The sequence below is a fragment of the Pseudomonas sp. BF-R-26 genome, from assembly GCF_019947395.1.
Taxonomy (GTDB): domain Bacteria; phylum Pseudomonadota; class Gammaproteobacteria; order Pseudomonadales; family Pseudomonadaceae; genus Aquipseudomonas; species Aquipseudomonas farris.
Window position 1 is genome coordinate 120,092 of the sequence record NZ_JAGYGK010000018.1, and the last position, 16,678, is coordinate 136,769.

A 16,678-nucleotide genomic window follows, 5' to 3' on the forward strand; every position below is an offset into this window, starting at 1 on the left:
ATGAACGATCACAACAATAAAATCGAGTTGGAAACCGCCATGACCACGACCACCATGACCATGATCCAGGCCCTGCGCTCGGCCATGGATGTGATGCTTGAGCGTGACGACAATGTCGTGGTGTTCGGCCAGGACGTCGGTTATTTCGGCGGCGTGTTCCGTTGCACCGAAGGCCTGCAGAACAAATACGGCACTTCCCGCGTATTCGACGCACCGATCTCCGAAAGCGGTATCGTTGGCGTCGCCGTGGGCATGGGCGCTTACGGTTTGCGGCCGGTGGCCGAGATTCAGTTCGCCGATTATGTCTACCCGGCGTCGGACCAGATCATTTCCGAAGCCGCACGCTTGCGCTATCGCTCGGCCGGCGAGTTCACCGCGCCGATGACCCTGCGCATGCCATGCGGCGGCGGCATCTACGGTGGCCAGACCCACAGCCAGAGCATCGAGGCGATGTTCACCCAGGTTTGCGGTTTGCGCACGGTCATGCCGTCCAACCCTTACGACGCCAAAGGCCTGCTGATCGCCTCCATCGAAAACGATGACCCGGTGATCTTCCTCGAACCAAAACGCCTGTACAACGGCCCGTTCGATGGCCACCACGACCGTCCGGTAACCCCGTGGTCGAAACACCCCGCCGCACAAGTGCCGGACGGTTACTACACCGTGCCACTGGACGTCGCCGCTATCACCCGTCCGGGCAAGGACGTGACCGTGCTCACTTACGGCACCACCGTCTACGTCTCGCAAGTCGCCGCTGAAGAAACCGGCGTCGACGCAGAAGTCATCGACCTGCGCAGCCTGTGGCCGCTGGACCTGGACACCATCGTCAAGTCGGTGAAGAAAACCGGCCGTTGCGTGATCGTTCACGAAGCAACCCGCACCTGCGGTTTCGGCGCCGAACTGGTCGCCTTGGTGCAAGAGCATTGCTTCCACTACCTGGAAGCGCCGATCGAACGCGTCACCGGTTGGGACACCCCCTACCCGCACGCGCAAGAGTGGGCGTATTTCCCTGGCCCGTCCCGAGTGGGCGCGGCTTTGCATCGGGTTATGGAGGTCTGAATGGGCACGCACGTTATTAAAATGCCGGACATTGGCGAAGGCATTGCAGAAGTTGAACTGTCTCAGTGGCACGTCAAGGTCGGTGACATGGTCGTCGAGGATCAGGTGCTGGCCGATGTCATGACCGACAAGGCGATGGTCGACATTCCATCCCCGGTGCATGGCAAGGTGATTGCGCTGGGCGGCCAGCCTGGCGAAGTCATGGCGGTTGGCAGCATCTTGATCAGCATTGAAGTTGAAGGCGCGGGCAACGTTAAAGAGTCGGTCCAGCCAGTAGCGGTTAAAGAAACACCCGTTGCAGCGCCTAAAGTTGAAGCGGTTGTTGAAAGCAAACCGGTTGTGGCGCCTCGCTCGGCCGCTGCGTGCCAAGGCCCGATGGTTGCTCGCGAGGCCGATGAACGCCCGCTGGCCTCCCCGGCCGTGCGCAAACATGCGCTGGACCTCGGCATTCAATTGCGTCTGGTGCGTGGCAGCGGCCCTGCCGGCCGTGTGCTGCACGAAGACCTCGAAGCCTGGCTGGCTCAGGGTCAGTCGAACGCATCGACCGCCACCGCCGCTTACGCCCAGCGCAACGACGAAGAGCAGATCCCGGTGATCGGCATGCGCCGCAAGATCGCTCAGCGCATGCAGGACGCCACCCAGCGTGCTGCCCACTTCAGCTACGTCGAAGAAATCGACGTCACTGCCGTGGAAGAACTGCGCGCACACCTGAACGAAAAACACGGTGCGACCCGCGGCAAGCTGACCTTGCTGCCATTCCTGGTCCGCGCGTTGGTCGTGGCGCTGCGCGACTTCCCGCAAATCAACGCCCGTTACGACGACGAAGCGCAAGTCATCACCCGCCTCGGCGCGGTGCATGTGGGCGTCGCCACGCAAGCCGACATCGGTTTGATGGTGCCGGTGGTGCGTCACGCCGAAGCCCGCAGCCTGTGGGACAGCGCCGCGGAAATCTCGCGTCTGGCAACTGCTGCGCGCACTGGCAAGGCCAGCCGCGATGAGCTGTCCGGCTCGACCATCACTCTGACCAGCCTCGGCGCCTTGGGCGGCATCGTCAGCACCCCGGTGCTGAACCTGCCGGAAGTAGCGATCGTCGGCGTGAACAAAATCGTCGAACGGCCGATGGTCGTCAAAGGCCAGATCGTGATTCGCAAGATGATGAACCTCTCCAGCTCCTTCGATCACCGCGTGGTCGATGGCATGGACGCGGCGCAATTCATCCAGGCCGTTCGTGGCTTGCTCGAACAACCCGCCACCCTGTTTGTGGACTAATTATTAGTGGAGCAGGCATGCAAACTTTGAACACCACGTTGCTGATCATCGGCGGCGGCCCTGGTGGCTATGTAACGGCGATCCGTGCTGGTCAACTGGGCATTTCGACCATTCTGGTGGAAGGCGAATCGTTGGGCGGCACCTGCCTGAACATCGGCTGCATTCCGTCGAAGGCATTGATTCACGTCGCCGAACAGTTCCATCAGACACGGCACCACAGCCAATACTCGGCGCTGGGCATCAGCGTGTCGGCGCCGACCCTGGACATCGGCAAGAGCGTCGAGTGGAAGGACGGTATCGTTGATCGCCTGACCACCGGCGTCTCGGCGCTATTAAAGAAGCACAAGGTCCAGGTCATTCAAGGCTGGGCCAAAGTGATCGACGGCAAAACCGTCGAAGTTGGCGATACGCGCATTCAGTGCGAGCACCTGGTGCTGGCCACCGGTTCGAAAAGCGTGAACCTGCCGATGCTGCCGATTGGCGGGCCGATCATCTCCTCCACCGAAGCCCTGGCGCCGAAAAGCGTGCCGAAACGACTGGTCGTGGTCGGTGGCGGTTACATCGGTCTGGAGCTGGGAATTGCCTATCGTAAGCTCGGCGCCGAGGTCAGTGTGGTCGAGGCGCAGGATCGTATCCTGCCGGCCTACGATGCCGAACTGACCCATCCGGTGCACGAAGCGCTCAAGCAACTCGATGTGAAGCTTTACTTGAAACACAGCGTCGAAGGCTTTGATTCACAAAGAAATACTCTACAAGTTCGCGACCCGAACGGCGACATTCTGAATCTTGCAACCGATCAGGTGCTGGTGGCCGTCGGTCGCAAACCCAACACTCAAGGCTGGAACCTCGAAGCCTTGAATCTGGAGATGAACGGTTCGGCGATCAAGATCGACAACCGTTGCCAGACCAGTATGCGCAACGTCTACGCCATCGGCGACTTGAGCGGCGAACCGATGCTCGCCCACCGGGCCATGGCTCAGGGTGAAATGGTTGCCGAGCTGATCAGCGGTAAACACCGCGAATTCAACCCGACAGCCATCGCCGCCGTGTGCTTCACCGACCCGGAACTGGTGGTGGTCGGCAAGACCCCGGACGAGGCCAAGGCTGCGGGACTGGACTGCATCGTTTCCAGTTTTCCGTTCGCCGCCAATGGCCGGGCGATGACGCTGGAATCGAAAAGCGGTTTCGTGCGGGTCGTGGCGCGCCGTGACAATCATGTGATTGTTGGTTGGCAGGCGGTGGGTGTGGGCGTCTCGGAGTTGTCGACGGCGTTTGGCCAGAGCCTGGAAATGGGCGCTCGTCTGGAAGACATCGCCGGCACCATCCACGCGCATCCAACGCTGGGTGAGGCGGTGCAGGAAGCGGCGTTGCGTGCCCTTGGTCACGCGCTGCACCTCTAAAACCAGACGCAAACCCTTGTAGCAGCTGACGAGCAACGCGAGGCAGCGTCCGGCGACGAAGTCGTCGCAAAACCTGCCACCGCGTGCTTTCAGGCATAGCGAGTCAGCCGGAATACGACGACTTCGTCGCCGAACGCTGCCTCGCGGTGCTCGACAGCTGCTACATCGGGTGCATCGATGGTCGCAGAGATCGAATTCCGGGCTGCGAAATGGGCCCGGAATGAAGTATTGTTGTCCCCATCCAGAAAAATGTCAGAAGCCTTGAACCGTTTCGGCGGTTGTTAAGTGATAGAGGGTGTCATGGGTAACGAAAGCATCAATTGGGACAAGCTGGGTTTTGACTACATCAAGACAGACAAGCGCTATCTGTCGCACTGGCGTAATGGCGAGTGGGACAAAGGCACCCTGACCGAAGACAACGTGCTGCACATCAGCGAAGGCTCCACTGCCCTTCACTATGGCCAGCAGTGCTTCGAAGGCCTGAAGGCCTACCGCTGCAAGGACGGTTCGATCAACCTGTTCCGCCCGGACCAGAACGCCGCACGCATGCAACGCAGCTGCGCGCGCCTGCTGATGCCGCAGGTGTCCACCGAACAGTTCGTCGAAGCGTGCAAGGAAGTGGTTCGCGCCAACGAGCGTTTCATCCCGCCTTACGGCACCGGCGGCGCGCTGTACCTGCGCCCGTTCGTGATCGGCGTGGGTGACAACATCGGCGTGCGTACTGCGCCCGAGTTCATCTTCTCGATCTTCTGCATCCCGGTCGGCGCCTACTTCAAAGGCGGTTTGACCCCGCATAACTTCCTGATCTCCAGCTACGACCGTGCTGCCCCACAAGGCACCGGCGCGGCCAAGGTCGGTGGCAACTACGCCGCCAGCCTGATGCCGGGCTCCCAAGCCAAGAAGGCGCATTTCGCCGACTGCATCTACCTGGACCCGCTGACCCACACCAAAATCGAAGAAGTCGGCTCGGCCAACTTCTTCGGGATCACCCACGACAACAAGTTCGTCACCCCGAATTCCCCTTCGGTGTTGCCGGGCATCACTCGTCTGTCGTTGATCGAGCTGGCCAAAACCCGTCTGGGCCTGGAAGTGGTTGAAGGTGACGTGTTCATCGACAAGCTGTCCGACTTCAAGGAAGCCGGTGCTTGCGGTACCGCTGCAGTGATCACCCCGATCGGCGGCATCAGCTACAACGACAAGCTGCACGTGTTCCATAGCGAAACCGAAGTCGGCCCGGTCACCCAGAAGCTCTACAAAGAGCTGACCGGTGTACAGACCGGCGACGTCGAAGCGCCAGCGGGCTGGATCGTCAAGGTTTGATTTGACGCGACTGCCCGTTTGAACACAAAAGCCCGGCCATCACATTGAAGGCCGGGCTTTTTTTCGTCCGCGTATCGTGGAAAACGTCACTAGACTTGCCACGTTCAATAGCCATCAACAGGTGCCACTAAAACCATGGGCAAACTCTGGCGAAAGTATCTGGCCTTGCTGGACACCGATTTCACCACGCAAGTGTTCGACAACATCAAAAACCTGCTGGTATGCGCCCTGCTGTTCGCGGCGGGCACCAACGCGTTGCACAGCAATCAGTACTTGTTTATGGGGTTTCTCACCTCAAGCCTCGCTGGCTGGGGATTGATCCTGCTGTCAGCGGTGCTGATGCTGCTCAATGTCAGCGACGGCCTGCGCCGGCTGTCCAGGTTGCCGTATCACACGGCGTTTCAGATCATTCTGTTTCTGGTCTACCTGGTGCTGGCGGTGCGGGTGGTGGAGATTGTCTGGAATTTCAGGGCGTAGCGGTCACAGCACCAGGTGTTTGCCAATGCTGTTCATCCTGAGCAATGCGGGCAAACAACCACTCCATAAACACCCGTGTCTGCGCCGTCACGTCCGGCGCAACACCGTAGTAATAACGCGGCAACGGCATACGCAACTCGGGCAACGGGCAGATCAACTGTCCGCTCAAAAGATGGGTGCCCAGCAAAGAGGTCGGACACAAAGCAATGCCCTGCCCCCCCACGGCGGCCTGAAGCACCAGGTGCATGTGATCAAACTGCCGGGTGACCTGAGTGGCTGACAGACTTTGACCAAAGTGCATCGCCCAATGGTGCCAGTCTTCGCGACGAGCCTTGGCGGTCAGTAACGTGTGGCTGCTCAGCGAAGTGAGGTCTTCCAGTGGCAGGCGCTCGATCAGCGATGGCGCCGCGACCAGCATTAGTTCGTCTTCGAACAGCGCTCGCGCCTCAATCGCCGGCGCCCAGTCGTCACGACCACGGCGAATGACGACATCGAACCCGTCGCGTGCCTGATCGGGTGCCTGGGTTTGCGTGATCACCTGCGGCTTGATGTCCGGGTGCTGCGCAATGAAATCCGCCAGCCTGGGCGTCAGCCAAAGCACGGCAAAGGACGGACGTACATTGATCTTCACGGTAGGTAGCGAGGCATGTTGCTTGAGTGCAGCGGCGGCGTTGGCGATCTGCGACAGCCCGGCGCTGACCTGCTCATAAAAGCGCTGGCCGGCCGGCGTCAGCACCGATTGACGGATACGCCGCTCGAACAGCAGCACGCCCAGGTATTCCTCAAGCAATTTGATGTGCCGACTGATGGCACTGTGGCTGACATGCAGCTCTTCGGCCGCCAGCCTGAAGCTCTGATGACGAGCAGCGATGGCGAAGGCGCGAACAGCATTAAGAGGCGGTAGTTGATTTTTCATGCGTCTAATTTAGTCACCTATGCGCTTTAATTAAAGCGTTTGTCACGCCCTCGTCGTCACGCCACTCTGCCAGCACGCAGCCAGCGCCACCTGACGGAGCACGACATGAACAGCTACGGACTCTTTATACTTTTCGCCACCCTGACCATTTTGAGCCCGGGGCCTGGCGTGGTCCTGACCCTCTCCAACGCGGTGCGTCACGGCTGGACGGGAGCCGTGCCGGGCATTCTGGGGATTGCGTCGGGGGCGTTCGTCGTCGCCGCCATCAGCGCCACCAGTGTGGGCCTGATACTCAGCACCTCCGCGAACGCCTTTACCGCGCTGAAATACGCCGGGGCCGCCTATTTGTTGTACCTGGGCTACAAAAGCTGGCGCTCGGATCGTTCCAGCACGCTGCTTGAAACGCGCCCCTCAAGCCCCGGCTATCGCTTCGTTGAAGCGGCTTCGCTGCAGTTTTTGAACCCCAAGGCGGTTTTTTTCTTTCTGGCGGTGTTCCCGCAATTCATCGACACCTCGGCGCACTTCTACGCCCAGTTCTTCAAACTGGTCGCCTCCTATGCCGCACTGGTGATTCTGGTGCATGGCAGCTATGCCTTGCTCGCCAATGCCGCCAAAGGCTGGTTGTCGAGCCCGAAGGGTTCCTGGCTGACGGCGAAAGTCTCGGGCGTGACCTTCGCCGGCTTTGGCGTGCTCATGGCCTCGAGCAGTCGCTAAGCCACAGGACTGGCGATCGCGCGGCGCCTGTTCTCGGTGGCCGCGGGTTGTGCGGTCGTCACCTGAACCGGCAGTTCAGCGGCGAACCGGCTACTGAGTTCCTTGCGCCCCACCGCCGTCAACGCCAGCGCCCGGCTGTCCAGATCCTGCGTCACCCATTTGCGTTTGATCGCCGTTTGCAGCAACGCCGCGCCCAAGGCACCGCCCAGGTGTGGCCGACGCATGCTCCAGTCCAGACACGGGCAGGCGAAGCGGCGGCGCAAGGTGCTCAAGTCTTTGACGTCGATCCCCAACCCTTCGAACAACGCTTCGCCGCTGTCGCTCAGTTGATAAACCTGCTCATCAGTTTCCAGCAACCACCCCGCTTCGATCATCCGGTCATGCAGCAGCACCGCCAATGTACCGGCCATGTGGTCGTAGCAGGTGCGGGCGAATTGCAGGCGGTCGGGGGTGCGCGGGTTGAACGTCGGCGCGGCGTTCTGGCCGATCACCATCAGCGCTTCCAGGGCCTGGGCCACGCGCTTGTCCGCGAGGCTGTAATAGCGATGACGGCCTTGAACGTGCAAACGCACCAGCGCCAGTTCCTTGAGCTTGGCCAGATGAGCACTGGCGGTCGAGGCGCTGACTTCGGCAACCGCCGCCAACTCGGTACTGGTGCGGGCGTGGCCGTCCATCAACGAACAGAGGATTTTCGTCCGGGCCGGCTCGGCAATCGCTGCCGCCACTTGAGAGACGCCGATGTCGTGTTGTTCTGCGTTCATATTTCGCTCCCGGACGAATCAAGGCCCTTTCGGACTGGAGATAGTAGCAACACTTTCCAACCACCGATAAGGCTGCGACCCATGGACCCGATCATCGCTGCGACTCACGCCGATCCCTATCCCTACTACGCACAACTGCGCGCAGAGCGTGGGTTGGTTTTTCATCAAGGACTGAAACTGTGGGTGGCCAGCAGCGCCCGAGCCGTTGCCGCCGTGCTGGCGCATCCGGATTGCCATGTCCGGCCGTCTCATGAGCCGGTGCCCCGATTGATTGCTCAAGGCATGGCCGGAAAAGTGTTCGGTCAGTTGATGCGTATGAACGAGGGTGAACGGCAGCGTTGCCCGAGGGCGGCGATTGAGCCGGGGCTGGCGTTGATTGACGAGAATGAGGTCAATGCGTTGGTCGGCGCTCGGTTGATCACCCCGGGGGCCGACGGGTTGTACGCGGCGATGTTTCGCGGACCGGTCTGCGTAGTGGCGGCGTTGCTGGGGTTTTCTCCGGCTCAGGGCCGGGCCATCAGCGAGCTGACCGCAGACTTCGTCGCCTGCCTGTCTCCTCTCAGCGATCAGGCGCAACTGGACGCCGCCCATGTCGCGGCGGAACAGCTGAAGGGTTATTTCATCGAGCTTCTGGACGACCCGAGCAACCGAAGCGCTCTGCTCGCTGGTATCCGGCAGCGTTTCGCGGCGACATCGACCGACGCTGAAACCTTGATCGCCAACCTGATCGGCCTGTTCTCCCAGACCCATGAAGCCACTGCCGGGCTGATCGGTAATGCGCTATTGGCGTTGATCCGAAACCCACAGTTGGATTCGGCTCATGTTGATGACTTGATCGCTGAAGTCCAGCGCTTCGACCCGTCGGTGCAAAACACCCGCCGTTTCGTCGCCGAACCGTGTGAAATCGACGGCGTGAGCCTGAACCCCGGCGACGTTATTCTGGTGCTGCTGGCCTCGGCCAATCGCGATCCGCAGCTTAATGATGATCCCGATACGTTTTTGCTCGATCGCCCGAACCGTCGCAGTTTCACTTTCGGCGCGGGGCGTCATCAATGTCCGGGGCAGGTTCTGGCCATGAGCATTGCCAGCGCCACGCTGACTGAGATCCTGGCGATGAAACCTGCTTTGGACTGTTTGGCCTGGCACTATCGCCCGTCCCTGAATGGGCGCATTCCTTTGTTCACCGACTTGCTGAATACCTGACGGACCGCGTCATCGTTCTTCGCGAGCAGGCTCGCTCCCACAGGGAATTTGTGTCGATCCCAAACATTGTGAGCCCTCCAATCAACGTGTGGGAGCGAGCCTGCTCGCGACGGCAGTCTGACAAACAACGCATCACTTTTGACTTGCGCAATAGGCTACATCGCGGGTGAACTGACCGTGAACCAGCCACAGAATGGAGTTAAAAAGTGAGCCTTCTCTACCAAGATCCATCAATGAGCCACGAGGAAGCGACGAGGCTTCTAGCTAGCGGCGTAGAAACTAACGTTGCCGCCGCATTGATTTCTATCGGTCTGAATGAGCAAGACAAAACCTGGGCTCAGAACACCTGCCTGAAGTACCTCGTGAGTGAGTCCGAATCGGTTGCAGCATCTGCCATCACCGCGTTCGGTCACATAGCCCGCAGACAGGGTGATCTGGACTTGGGTGCAGTACTCCCGGCCCTTGAAAAGGTGAAGGAAAAATTTCCTTCCTTGGAGGGGATTGTGGCGGACACCCTTGATGATATTGAGGTATTCACCTGATTCGCCGTTTAGCAAAGGGACACTGACCGTGAACCAGGCACTGAACTGTGGCGAGGAAGCTTGCTCCCGCTCGGGTGCGCAGCAGCCGCAAAACTGGCGAGCGGAGATTTACCTGATACACCGCATGCACAGGTTTTGGGGTCGCTGCGCAACCCAACGGGGGCAAGCCCCCTCGCCACAGATAGCAAAAACCCGCTGTCTCCTCACAGAGACAGCGGGTTTTGTCGTTTCAACTCACACAGCCATCAATCATCCCGCGTCAGCACTTCCAGCAATTCAATCTCGAAAATCAGATTCGAATTCGGTGTAATCGCGCCCATCGTCCGCTCGCCATAAGCCAGATGCGCTGGCACCAGCAGTTTGCGTTTACCGCCAACCTGCATGCCCATGATCCCCTGATCCCAGCCTTTAATCACCCGTCCTGTGCCAATCACACATTGGAAAGGTTTACCCCGGCTGTAGGAAGAATCAAATTCAGTACCGTCTTCCAGCCAACCCCGATATTGGGTGGTGATCAGCGCGCCTTTGACAGCGGCTTTGCCGTCGCCTACTTCAAGGTCGATTACCTGCAATTCTTCATTCATTACATTCACTCTTGTGTGAGCTTGCCCGAACAGGCTTCATGGGCGCCGTTTTCGCAGAAATGCGGGCTATTGGCAATTTATTCAGTTAGACCCCGCTCGGCGCCCTTACCAGAGGGCAATATCGTAGGTGAAATAGATCCGGTTGCTGTCACGTCCACGCGCGAAGTCCGAACGGTAGACATAGTTGCGCAGCTTCACGCCTAGCCCCTTGAACGTGCCGCTCTGGACCACATAGGCCAGTTCTGTGTCGCGTTCGGACTCTTTGATGTTGGTGTCGGACTTGCCATCGTTGCCTTTGAGATAACGGGTCATGAACGTCAGCCCGGGCATGCCCATCGGCGCAAAGTCGTAAGCGTAACTGAGCATCCAGGTCTTCTCGTCCTCTTCGATGAACTTGCCGATGCCGACGTTGCTGAACGAGTACACCGTCGCACCGCTGATGTACGGCAACCCGGCGTCACCGCTGAGTTGTTGATAACCGCCACCAAAGGTGTGCCCCGCCACCGCGTAGGACAGTTGACCGCTGAGCATGTCGTTATCGATTTTCGAGGCGTAGGCACGGCCCGCGTCATTGCTGTTGAAATAGCGCAAGTCGCCGGTCAACACCCCGGGACCCAATGGCAGATCGTGCTGGATGCCGGCAAAGTTCTGGCGATAGAAGTTTTCCAGTTCACCGTAGAAGTAACTCAGACGGGTGTTCTTGCCGAGTTTGTAATCACCACCGGCATAGGTGAAATCGCCACCTTTGTCGCCTGAGTAACCGTCAGGAACGATCGACACGCTGTCGGTGGAATCGCGCAGTTTGAATCGATCCAGATGACCGCCGGTCAGGGTCAGGTTTTCGATGTCGGTGCTGGTGACTTGTCCTCCCTCATAGGTTTGCGGCAGCAAACGCGCATCGTTATAGATCAGCACCGGAGTTTTGGGCAGCAGGGTGCCGTATTTGAGGGTGGTCTTGGCCAGTTTGACCTTGGCCGCAGCCCCGGCACTGGCAAACTCATCGGTGGCGCGACCGTCATCGTGTACCGGCAACAGACCGGTGCCACTGCGGCCACGCCCGGAATCGAGTTTGACACCCAGCAGGCCCAATGCGTCGACCCCGAAACCGATAGTGCCGGGCGTGAACCCCGACTGGAAATCCAGCAGGAAACCCTGGGCCCACTCGGTGCGCTCACTTTTAGCGGTTCTGGCTGAACGCGCACTCAAGCCATGCTCATCGCGAAAGTTTTCGTTGATATAGACGTTACGCAGTTGCAACTTCAACTTGCTGTCGTCGATGAAATCACTCGCACCGGCAGTGGCCATCGTCAACACACCCAGAAGAGGAAGAAGAGCCCCGCGAGTCAGAAAGTGGGTCATGTCGAACTACTCATATTGTTGTTTTAAGGATGCACGTGACCGCACGTCCGACATCGGGCGCGTGGAGTTCTATCAAGTGGCGAGTCAGGGATGAATCAGGCGAACAGCGTCAAGGCCCCGGTCAGCAGGGCTAAAGCTGTGACCACCAGGGAGGTGAGCACCGCCCATTTGAAGGTGGCGCGCTGGAAGTCGCCCAAGTCGCGATCGACCATCCCCACCAGCAACAGGGTCGAGGCCACCAGCGGGCTCATCAAGTGCACCGGTTGGCCAAGAATCGACGCCCGGGCGATTTCCACCGGATCGATCCCGTAGGCCGCCGCCGCGTTGGCGAGGATCGGTACCACACCGAAGTAATAGGCATCATTGGACAGCACGAAGGTCAACGGCATGCTGGTGATCGCCACCACCAGCGGGAACAGGTGCCCCCAGGACGGTGGAATCCAGTCCACCAGGGTTTGCGCCAATGCGTCGACCATTTTGGTTCCAGAGAAAATCCCGGCAAAAATACCAGCCGCAAACACCAGCAGGACTACAGTCATGGCGTTGCCGGAGTGTGCGAGGATGCGTTCTTTCTGAATGTCCAGTTGCGGATAGTTGATCATCAGCGCCAGCACGAAGCCAATCAGAAACAGGATTGCCGAGTGCATGAGCCCCATCACTAGCGCGACCATCACCGCCGTCACCAGCAACAGGTTGACGTAGGCCAGTTTCGGGCGTTTGTGCGGCGTGTCCTCAAGAATCGCCTTGATGTAGCAATCACTCCCGCCGCTTTGCAGCTGGACGTTGCCAATGCGTTTACGTTCGGCGCGGCCCAGCAGGAACGCGGTGAATACCACCCACGCAGCGCCGCCGATCATGGTCGGCAACAACGGAACAAAGTACGCCCCGGCATCCAGCCCCAGCGCGGCAATCGCTCGGGTCGCCGGGCCGCCCCAAGGGGTCATGCCGCTCATGATGCTCAGCGACAGCATGGAAATGGTCGCCAGAATCATCGGGTTCATGCCGATGCGCTTGTACAACGGCAGCATTGCCGCGCAAGTGATCATGTAAGTGGTGGTGCCGTCACCGTCCAGGGCGACAGTCAGCGACAGCAGCGCAGTGCCGACCGCAATTTTCATCGGGTCGCCGTTGACCCGTTTGAGAATCTTGCGGATCAGCGGATCGAACAGCCCCGAGTCGATCATCAAACCGAAAAACAGAATTGCGAACAGCAGCAGCGCTGCCGACGGGGCAACCATTTTCAGACCGTCGAGCATCATTTTGCCGGTGGTTCCACCAAAACCGCCGATGACAGCAAAGACGATCGGAACAATGGTCAATGCAACGATCGGTGACAGACGCTTGGTCATGATCAGGAAGGTGAACACAACCACCATGGCCAAGCCGAGTAAGGCGAGCATAGGGCAACTCTCTTGTTGTTATGGAATGCGTGGCCGACGCGCGGGCGAACGACCCCGAGCCCGCCAGGCGACGCGATCGGCGACGCCCGGCAGCAGGTAGTTAAAAGGTTAGTTTTTGCAGCGTTTACGCAGGACTAAATGTGCGTGGTGATCCCGACGCGGTCCCAGCTTTGATCTACACCCGGGACAACCGGTGTTTTACCGTCCAGGGTATCGAGCAGGACCTGACGGTCGCAGGCGCTCTCGGAGATAGAGATCACCACGGTCGCCACGGCGTTACTCGCCAGGCTGGTCAGGGCTCGCGCCTCGGACATGAAACGGTCGATCCCGATCAACAGCGCCAGGCCTGCCAGCGGAATGTCATGGATCACCGTGAGCGTGGAAGCCAGTGCCACGAAACCGCTGCCAGTCACCCCTGCCGCGCCCTTGGACGACAGCAGCATGATCGCCAGCATGGTCAAGGTTTGGGTCATGGTCAGGTCGATGTTGCAGGCCTGGGCAATGAAAATTGCCGCCAAAGACAGGTAGATCGCCGTGCCATCGAGGTTGAACGAGTACCCCGTCGGCAGCACCAGCCCCACTACACCCTTGCTGCAACCCAGGGCCTGGAGTTTCTCCAGCATGCGTGGCATGACCGGCTCAGTGGAGGACGTTCCCAACACCACCAGGAACTCTTCGCGCAGGTAACGCAGCAGCTTCCACAGGCTGAAGCCGTGGGCGCGGCAAATGCTTCCCAGCACCACAAAGACGAAGAAGGCGCAGGCGACGTACAAGGTCATGATCAACTTTGCCAGCGAACCCAGCGAGGTGATGCCGTACTGTCCGACGGTGAACGCCAGTGCCCCGAAGGCACCGATCGGCGCAAAACGCATCAAGTAGGAAAAAATCTTGAAGACCATCTGCGATGCCGCTTCCAGTACGTCGAGTACTGGCTTGCCACGTTCACCCAGGGAAGACAGGGCGAAACCGCACAGCACCGCGATAAACAAAACCGGCAGCACTTCACCTTTACTGAACGCACCTATAAAGGTGTCGGGGATGATGTGCATGAAAAACTCGACCACCCCAAGCTTCGCCGCAGACTCGGTGTATTGAGACAGGCCCGCCGTACTCAAATGGCTCGGGTCGATGTTCATGCCCGCGCCCGGCTTGAACACGTAGACCGCAACCAGGCCGATGATCAGGCTGATCACCGTCAGCCCGAGAAACAGCAGCATGGTCTTGCTCAGCAAGCGGCCAAGGGAGCGTTTGTCGTTCATCCCGGCGATGCCGGTGACGATGGTGCAAAACACGACCGGCGCAATCATCATTTTGATCAGCTTAATGAAGGCATCACCCAACGGCTTGAGGGCAATGGCCTGCTGAGCCCAGAAGTGTCCGACCACGACGCCCAGCAGCACGGCGCAGAGGATCTGGAAGTAGAGCGATTTAACAACTTTCATGGCATCACCCATTTTTAGAATTGTTCTGATGCAAAACGACAGTGACTGCGCGGGAAGACTACCCGGCGAGCCGGTGGGAAACCGGGGCATACACAAAGCCGGAAAACAGCCTTCGGGCGGTACGAACAACGGAGGCCCGGATAGTCTCACCGTTATCACCGGTGTAGGACAATACGACATCGATGCCGCCGCTCGGGTGCTCGATCCGCACCTGTTGCAGACGCGGCCCGTCGGTATGACCGAGCATGTGTGCCACAACGCTGCCTTCAGTGACACACGCGGTGGCCAGACCGATGGAACCGGTAATGGCCAGCGCACGGTGGCAGTTGTGCGGCATGAAGTAACGAACCTGCAACGTGCCACCGGCCTTGGCCGGTGCAACCAGCACAGGCTTGGGGATGACCTTGTCGCTGACGTCGCCCAGCCCCATGGCCATGCCGGCCCGCAACCGCAGAGCTTCGAGACGGAGCATAAAGTCTTTGTCGGCGTCCAGCTCGGCCGGAGTTTCATCGCCGCGTTTGCCCAAGTGACGCGCCTCGATGATCAGCATCGGCATGGCCATGTCGATGCAGGTCACCGGAATGTCGTCGAACCAGTCCTGGGTGCTGCCGGTTGGAAACAGCTTGCCGGTCTTGCTGCCTGCGGCGTCGAGGAATGTCAGTTGAACCGGTGCCGCGCTGCCAGGCACGCCATCGATAGCCGTGTCGCCTTCATAGCTGACCTTGCCATCTGGCGTCTGCACGTCAGAGGTGACGAAGGTGCCAGTATTGAGATTGCGAATCCGCACGCGGGTTAGCTCACCGACCGCCTTGACCAGGCCCTGCTCGATGGCAAACGGCCCGACCGCGCAGAGCATGTTGCCGCAGTTCGGGGCGGTATCCACCCGACGCTGGGACACCATGACCTGAACGAACAGGTAATCAACATCGGCATCGGGATGTAACGAAGGGCTGACGATGGCGACCTTGCTGGTCTGCGGGCTGCCGCCGCCGATGCCGTCGATCTCCAGTTCGTGGCCGGAGCCCATCACCGAGAGCAACAACTCATCGCGCTCTTCAACCGAAACCGGCAGATCCCAGGCGAGAAATACCGGTCCCTTTGAGGTACCACCGCGCATCAGCACACAAGGAATTCGTTGCATGGCCACTAACTCTTGTTAATCAATCGGGGTAATTGATGTCTTGCAAACAAGAGTGACAGGGAAGTAATTGTGTTTCCAATGCAAAGATCGGAGCAATTATTGCGTTTCACAAAAGAAAGTTTTAACGTTCAGAACGTGGTCCAACGCCCCTCCCCAACGAGATAAAACATGGAATATGAGCTTCAGGACATCCGATCTTTCGTGAAAATCGCCGAACTGGGGAGTTTTCACGAAGCTGCCGATGCACTGCATCTGTCGCAACCAGCCTTGAGCCGGCGGATAAAAAAACTTGAGGAGGGTTTAGGGACTACGTTGCTCGATCGCACCACGCGCAAGGTTAGCCTGACCAGCGTCGGCCGCGACTTCCTGCCCAAGGCTCGTCGATTACTGGATGACTTCGACGATTCGATCCTGAACATCCGTGAATTGGCCGAACGGCAAATCGGTCAGGTGACCCTGGCCTGCATTCCAACCGCTGCGTTTTACTTCCTGCCGTCGGTGATTCGTCTTTATAACGAGCGCTATCCGAAAATCCGCATCCGCTTGCTCGACCTCAGCGCCAATGAAGGGCTCGAAGCAGTGTTGCGGGGGGAAGCCGACTTCGGCATCAACATGATGAGCGGCCAGCACCCGGACATCGAATTCGTTTCACTGGTCAACGAACCCTTCGTCCTGGCCTGCCGTCGTGACCATGAACTGGCCCAGCGGACGTCCGTGACCTGGTCAGAACTGAGCGATTACCGGTTGATCGGCGTCGGACGCCTGAGCGGCAACCGCATGTTGCTGGACCACGCCCTGTCGGGCCTGAGCTGGCGTCCGCAGTGGTTTTATGAAGTGCAGCATTTGTCCACCTCGCTGGGCATGGTCGAAGCCGGGCTTGGGGTTTCCGCCATGCCGAGCCTCGCAATGCCGGCGGCGGATCACCCGACACTGGTGAGCATTCCGCTGACTGACCCCGTCGTGAACCGGACACTCGGCCTGGTGTATCGTCGAGGCGCATCGTTATCGCCGGCGGCAGAGAAGTTCGTTTCAATCCTGCTTGAACAATGGCCCCACTGAGCCCTGAGCTCGTTCAGCCACCTCGTTGCTGA

16 protein-coding genes are annotated in these 16,678 nt (G+C 59.3%); 9 read left to right on the top strand and 7 right to left on the bottom strand.

Features of this window, described 5'->3' with window-relative positions:
* The 5 genes from KGB18_RS24910 to KGB18_RS24930 all read left to right on the top strand — a co-directional run bounded on the left by KGB18_RS24910 (position 1) and on the right by KGB18_RS24930 (position 5,525).
* Positions 1-1,059 carry an alpha-ketoacid dehydrogenase subunit beta gene (locus KGB18_RS24910; protein ID WP_223570658.1) on the top strand — a complete coding sequence of 353 codons (1,059 nt, stop codon included), beginning with the start codon at positions 1-3 and terminating at the stop codon, positions 1,057-1,059.
* Positions 1,060-2,328, top strand: coding sequence for a dihydrolipoamide acetyltransferase family protein (locus KGB18_RS24915; RefSeq protein WP_223570659.1), 1,269 nt, complete (start codon positions 1,060-1,062; stop codon positions 2,326-2,328). It begins immediately after the preceding gene.
* Between the two features lie 17 nt (positions 2,329-2,345).
* The gene (lpdA, locus tag KGB18_RS24920; RefSeq protein WP_123719178.1) at positions 2,346-3,728 is read left to right on the top strand and encodes a dihydrolipoyl dehydrogenase; all 1,383 of its coding nucleotides are present in this window, start codon (positions 2,346-2,348) and stop codon (positions 3,726-3,728) included.
* A 300-nt stretch (positions 3,729-4,028) separates the two neighbouring features.
* Positions 4,029-5,048, top strand: a complete 1,020-nt coding sequence (locus tag KGB18_RS24925; RefSeq protein ID WP_008005375.1) for a branched-chain amino acid aminotransferase — start codon at positions 4,029-4,031, stop codon at positions 5,046-5,048.
* A gap of 135 nt (positions 5,049-5,183) precedes the next feature.
* Positions 5,184-5,525 (top strand): hypothetical protein, encoded by a 342-nt coding sequence (locus tag KGB18_RS24930; protein WP_223570660.1) that lies wholly within the window; start codon positions 5,184-5,186, stop codon positions 5,523-5,525.
* Here KGB18_RS24930 and KGB18_RS24935 read toward each other — a convergent pair.
* Positions 5,515-6,441, bottom strand: a complete 927-nt coding sequence (locus KGB18_RS24935; protein WP_223570661.1) for a LysR substrate-binding domain-containing protein — start codon at positions 6,439-6,441, stop codon at positions 5,515-5,517. The two genes, KGB18_RS24930 and KGB18_RS24935, sit on opposite strands and share 11 nt — an antisense overlap.
* Before the next feature lie 105 nt (positions 6,442-6,546).
* Here KGB18_RS24935 and KGB18_RS24940 point away from each other — a divergent pair, with 105 nt between their 5' ends.
* On the top strand, positions 6,547-7,155 hold the full coding sequence (locus tag KGB18_RS24940) for a LysE family translocator (protein WP_123719175.1): 609 nt from the start codon (positions 6,547-6,549) through the stop codon (positions 7,153-7,155).
* Here KGB18_RS24940 and KGB18_RS24945 read toward each other — a convergent pair.
* A complete protein-coding gene (locus KGB18_RS24945; RefSeq protein WP_123719174.1) occupies positions 7,152-7,916 on the bottom strand; it encodes an ArsR/SmtB family transcription factor in 765 nt (254 codons plus the stop codon). The genes KGB18_RS24940 and KGB18_RS24945 overlap by 4 nt on opposite strands.
* A gap of 81 nt (positions 7,917-7,997) precedes the next feature.
* Between KGB18_RS24945 and KGB18_RS24950 the strand changes: the two genes are divergently transcribed.
* Together KGB18_RS24950 and KGB18_RS24955 are read left to right on the top strand one after the other, a co-directional pair.
* Complete coding sequence (locus KGB18_RS24950; protein WP_223570662.1) at positions 7,998-9,119, top strand: cytochrome P450; 1,122 nt, start codon at positions 7,998-8,000, stop codon at positions 9,117-9,119.
* 206 nt (positions 9,120-9,325) lie between these two features.
* A complete protein-coding gene (locus tag KGB18_RS24955; RefSeq protein ID WP_223570663.1) occupies positions 9,326-9,661 on the top strand; it encodes a hypothetical protein in 336 nt (111 codons plus the stop codon).
* Positions 9,662-9,906: 245 nt separating this feature from the next.
* Here the strand turns inward: KGB18_RS24955 and KGB18_RS24960 are convergent, their stop codons facing one another.
* From KGB18_RS24960 to KGB18_RS24980, 5 genes are all read right to left on the bottom strand, one after another.
* Entirely contained in the window at positions 9,907-10,245 is a 339-nt protein-coding gene (locus KGB18_RS24960; RefSeq protein ID WP_223570664.1) for an FKBP-type peptidyl-prolyl cis-trans isomerase, read from the bottom strand.
* A gap of 105 nt (positions 10,246-10,350) precedes the next feature.
* Positions 10,351-11,604, bottom strand: coding sequence for an OprD family porin (locus KGB18_RS24965; protein ID WP_223570665.1), 1,254 nt, complete (start codon positions 11,602-11,604; stop codon positions 10,351-10,353).
* Positions 11,605-11,699: 95 nt separating this feature from the next.
* A complete protein-coding gene (locus KGB18_RS24970; RefSeq protein ID WP_223570666.1) occupies positions 11,700-13,004 on the bottom strand; it encodes a CitMHS family transporter in 1,305 nt (434 codons plus the stop codon).
* Between the two features lie 134 nt (positions 13,005-13,138).
* Positions 13,139-14,458 carry a C4-dicarboxylate transporter DctA gene (dctA, locus tag KGB18_RS24975; protein ID WP_123719168.1) on the bottom strand — a complete coding sequence of 440 codons (1,320 nt, stop codon included), beginning with the start codon at positions 14,456-14,458 and terminating at the stop codon, positions 13,139-13,141.
* Positions 14,459-14,504: 46 nt separating this feature from the next.
* Positions 14,505-15,587 carry a 4-oxalomesaconate tautomerase gene (locus KGB18_RS24980; RefSeq protein WP_223570667.1) on the bottom strand — a complete coding sequence of 361 codons (1,083 nt, stop codon included), beginning with the start codon at positions 15,585-15,587 and terminating at the stop codon, positions 14,505-14,507.
* Between the two features lie 168 nt (positions 15,588-15,755).
* On the opposite strand from KGB18_RS24980, the gene KGB18_RS24985 reads away from it, so the two are divergent.
* Positions 15,756-16,646: a LysR family transcriptional regulator gene (locus tag KGB18_RS24985; RefSeq protein WP_007895093.1), complete on the top strand. Its 891-nt coding sequence runs from the start codon at positions 15,756-15,758 to the stop codon at positions 16,644-16,646.
* Positions 16,647-16,678: the final 32 nt, after the last annotated feature.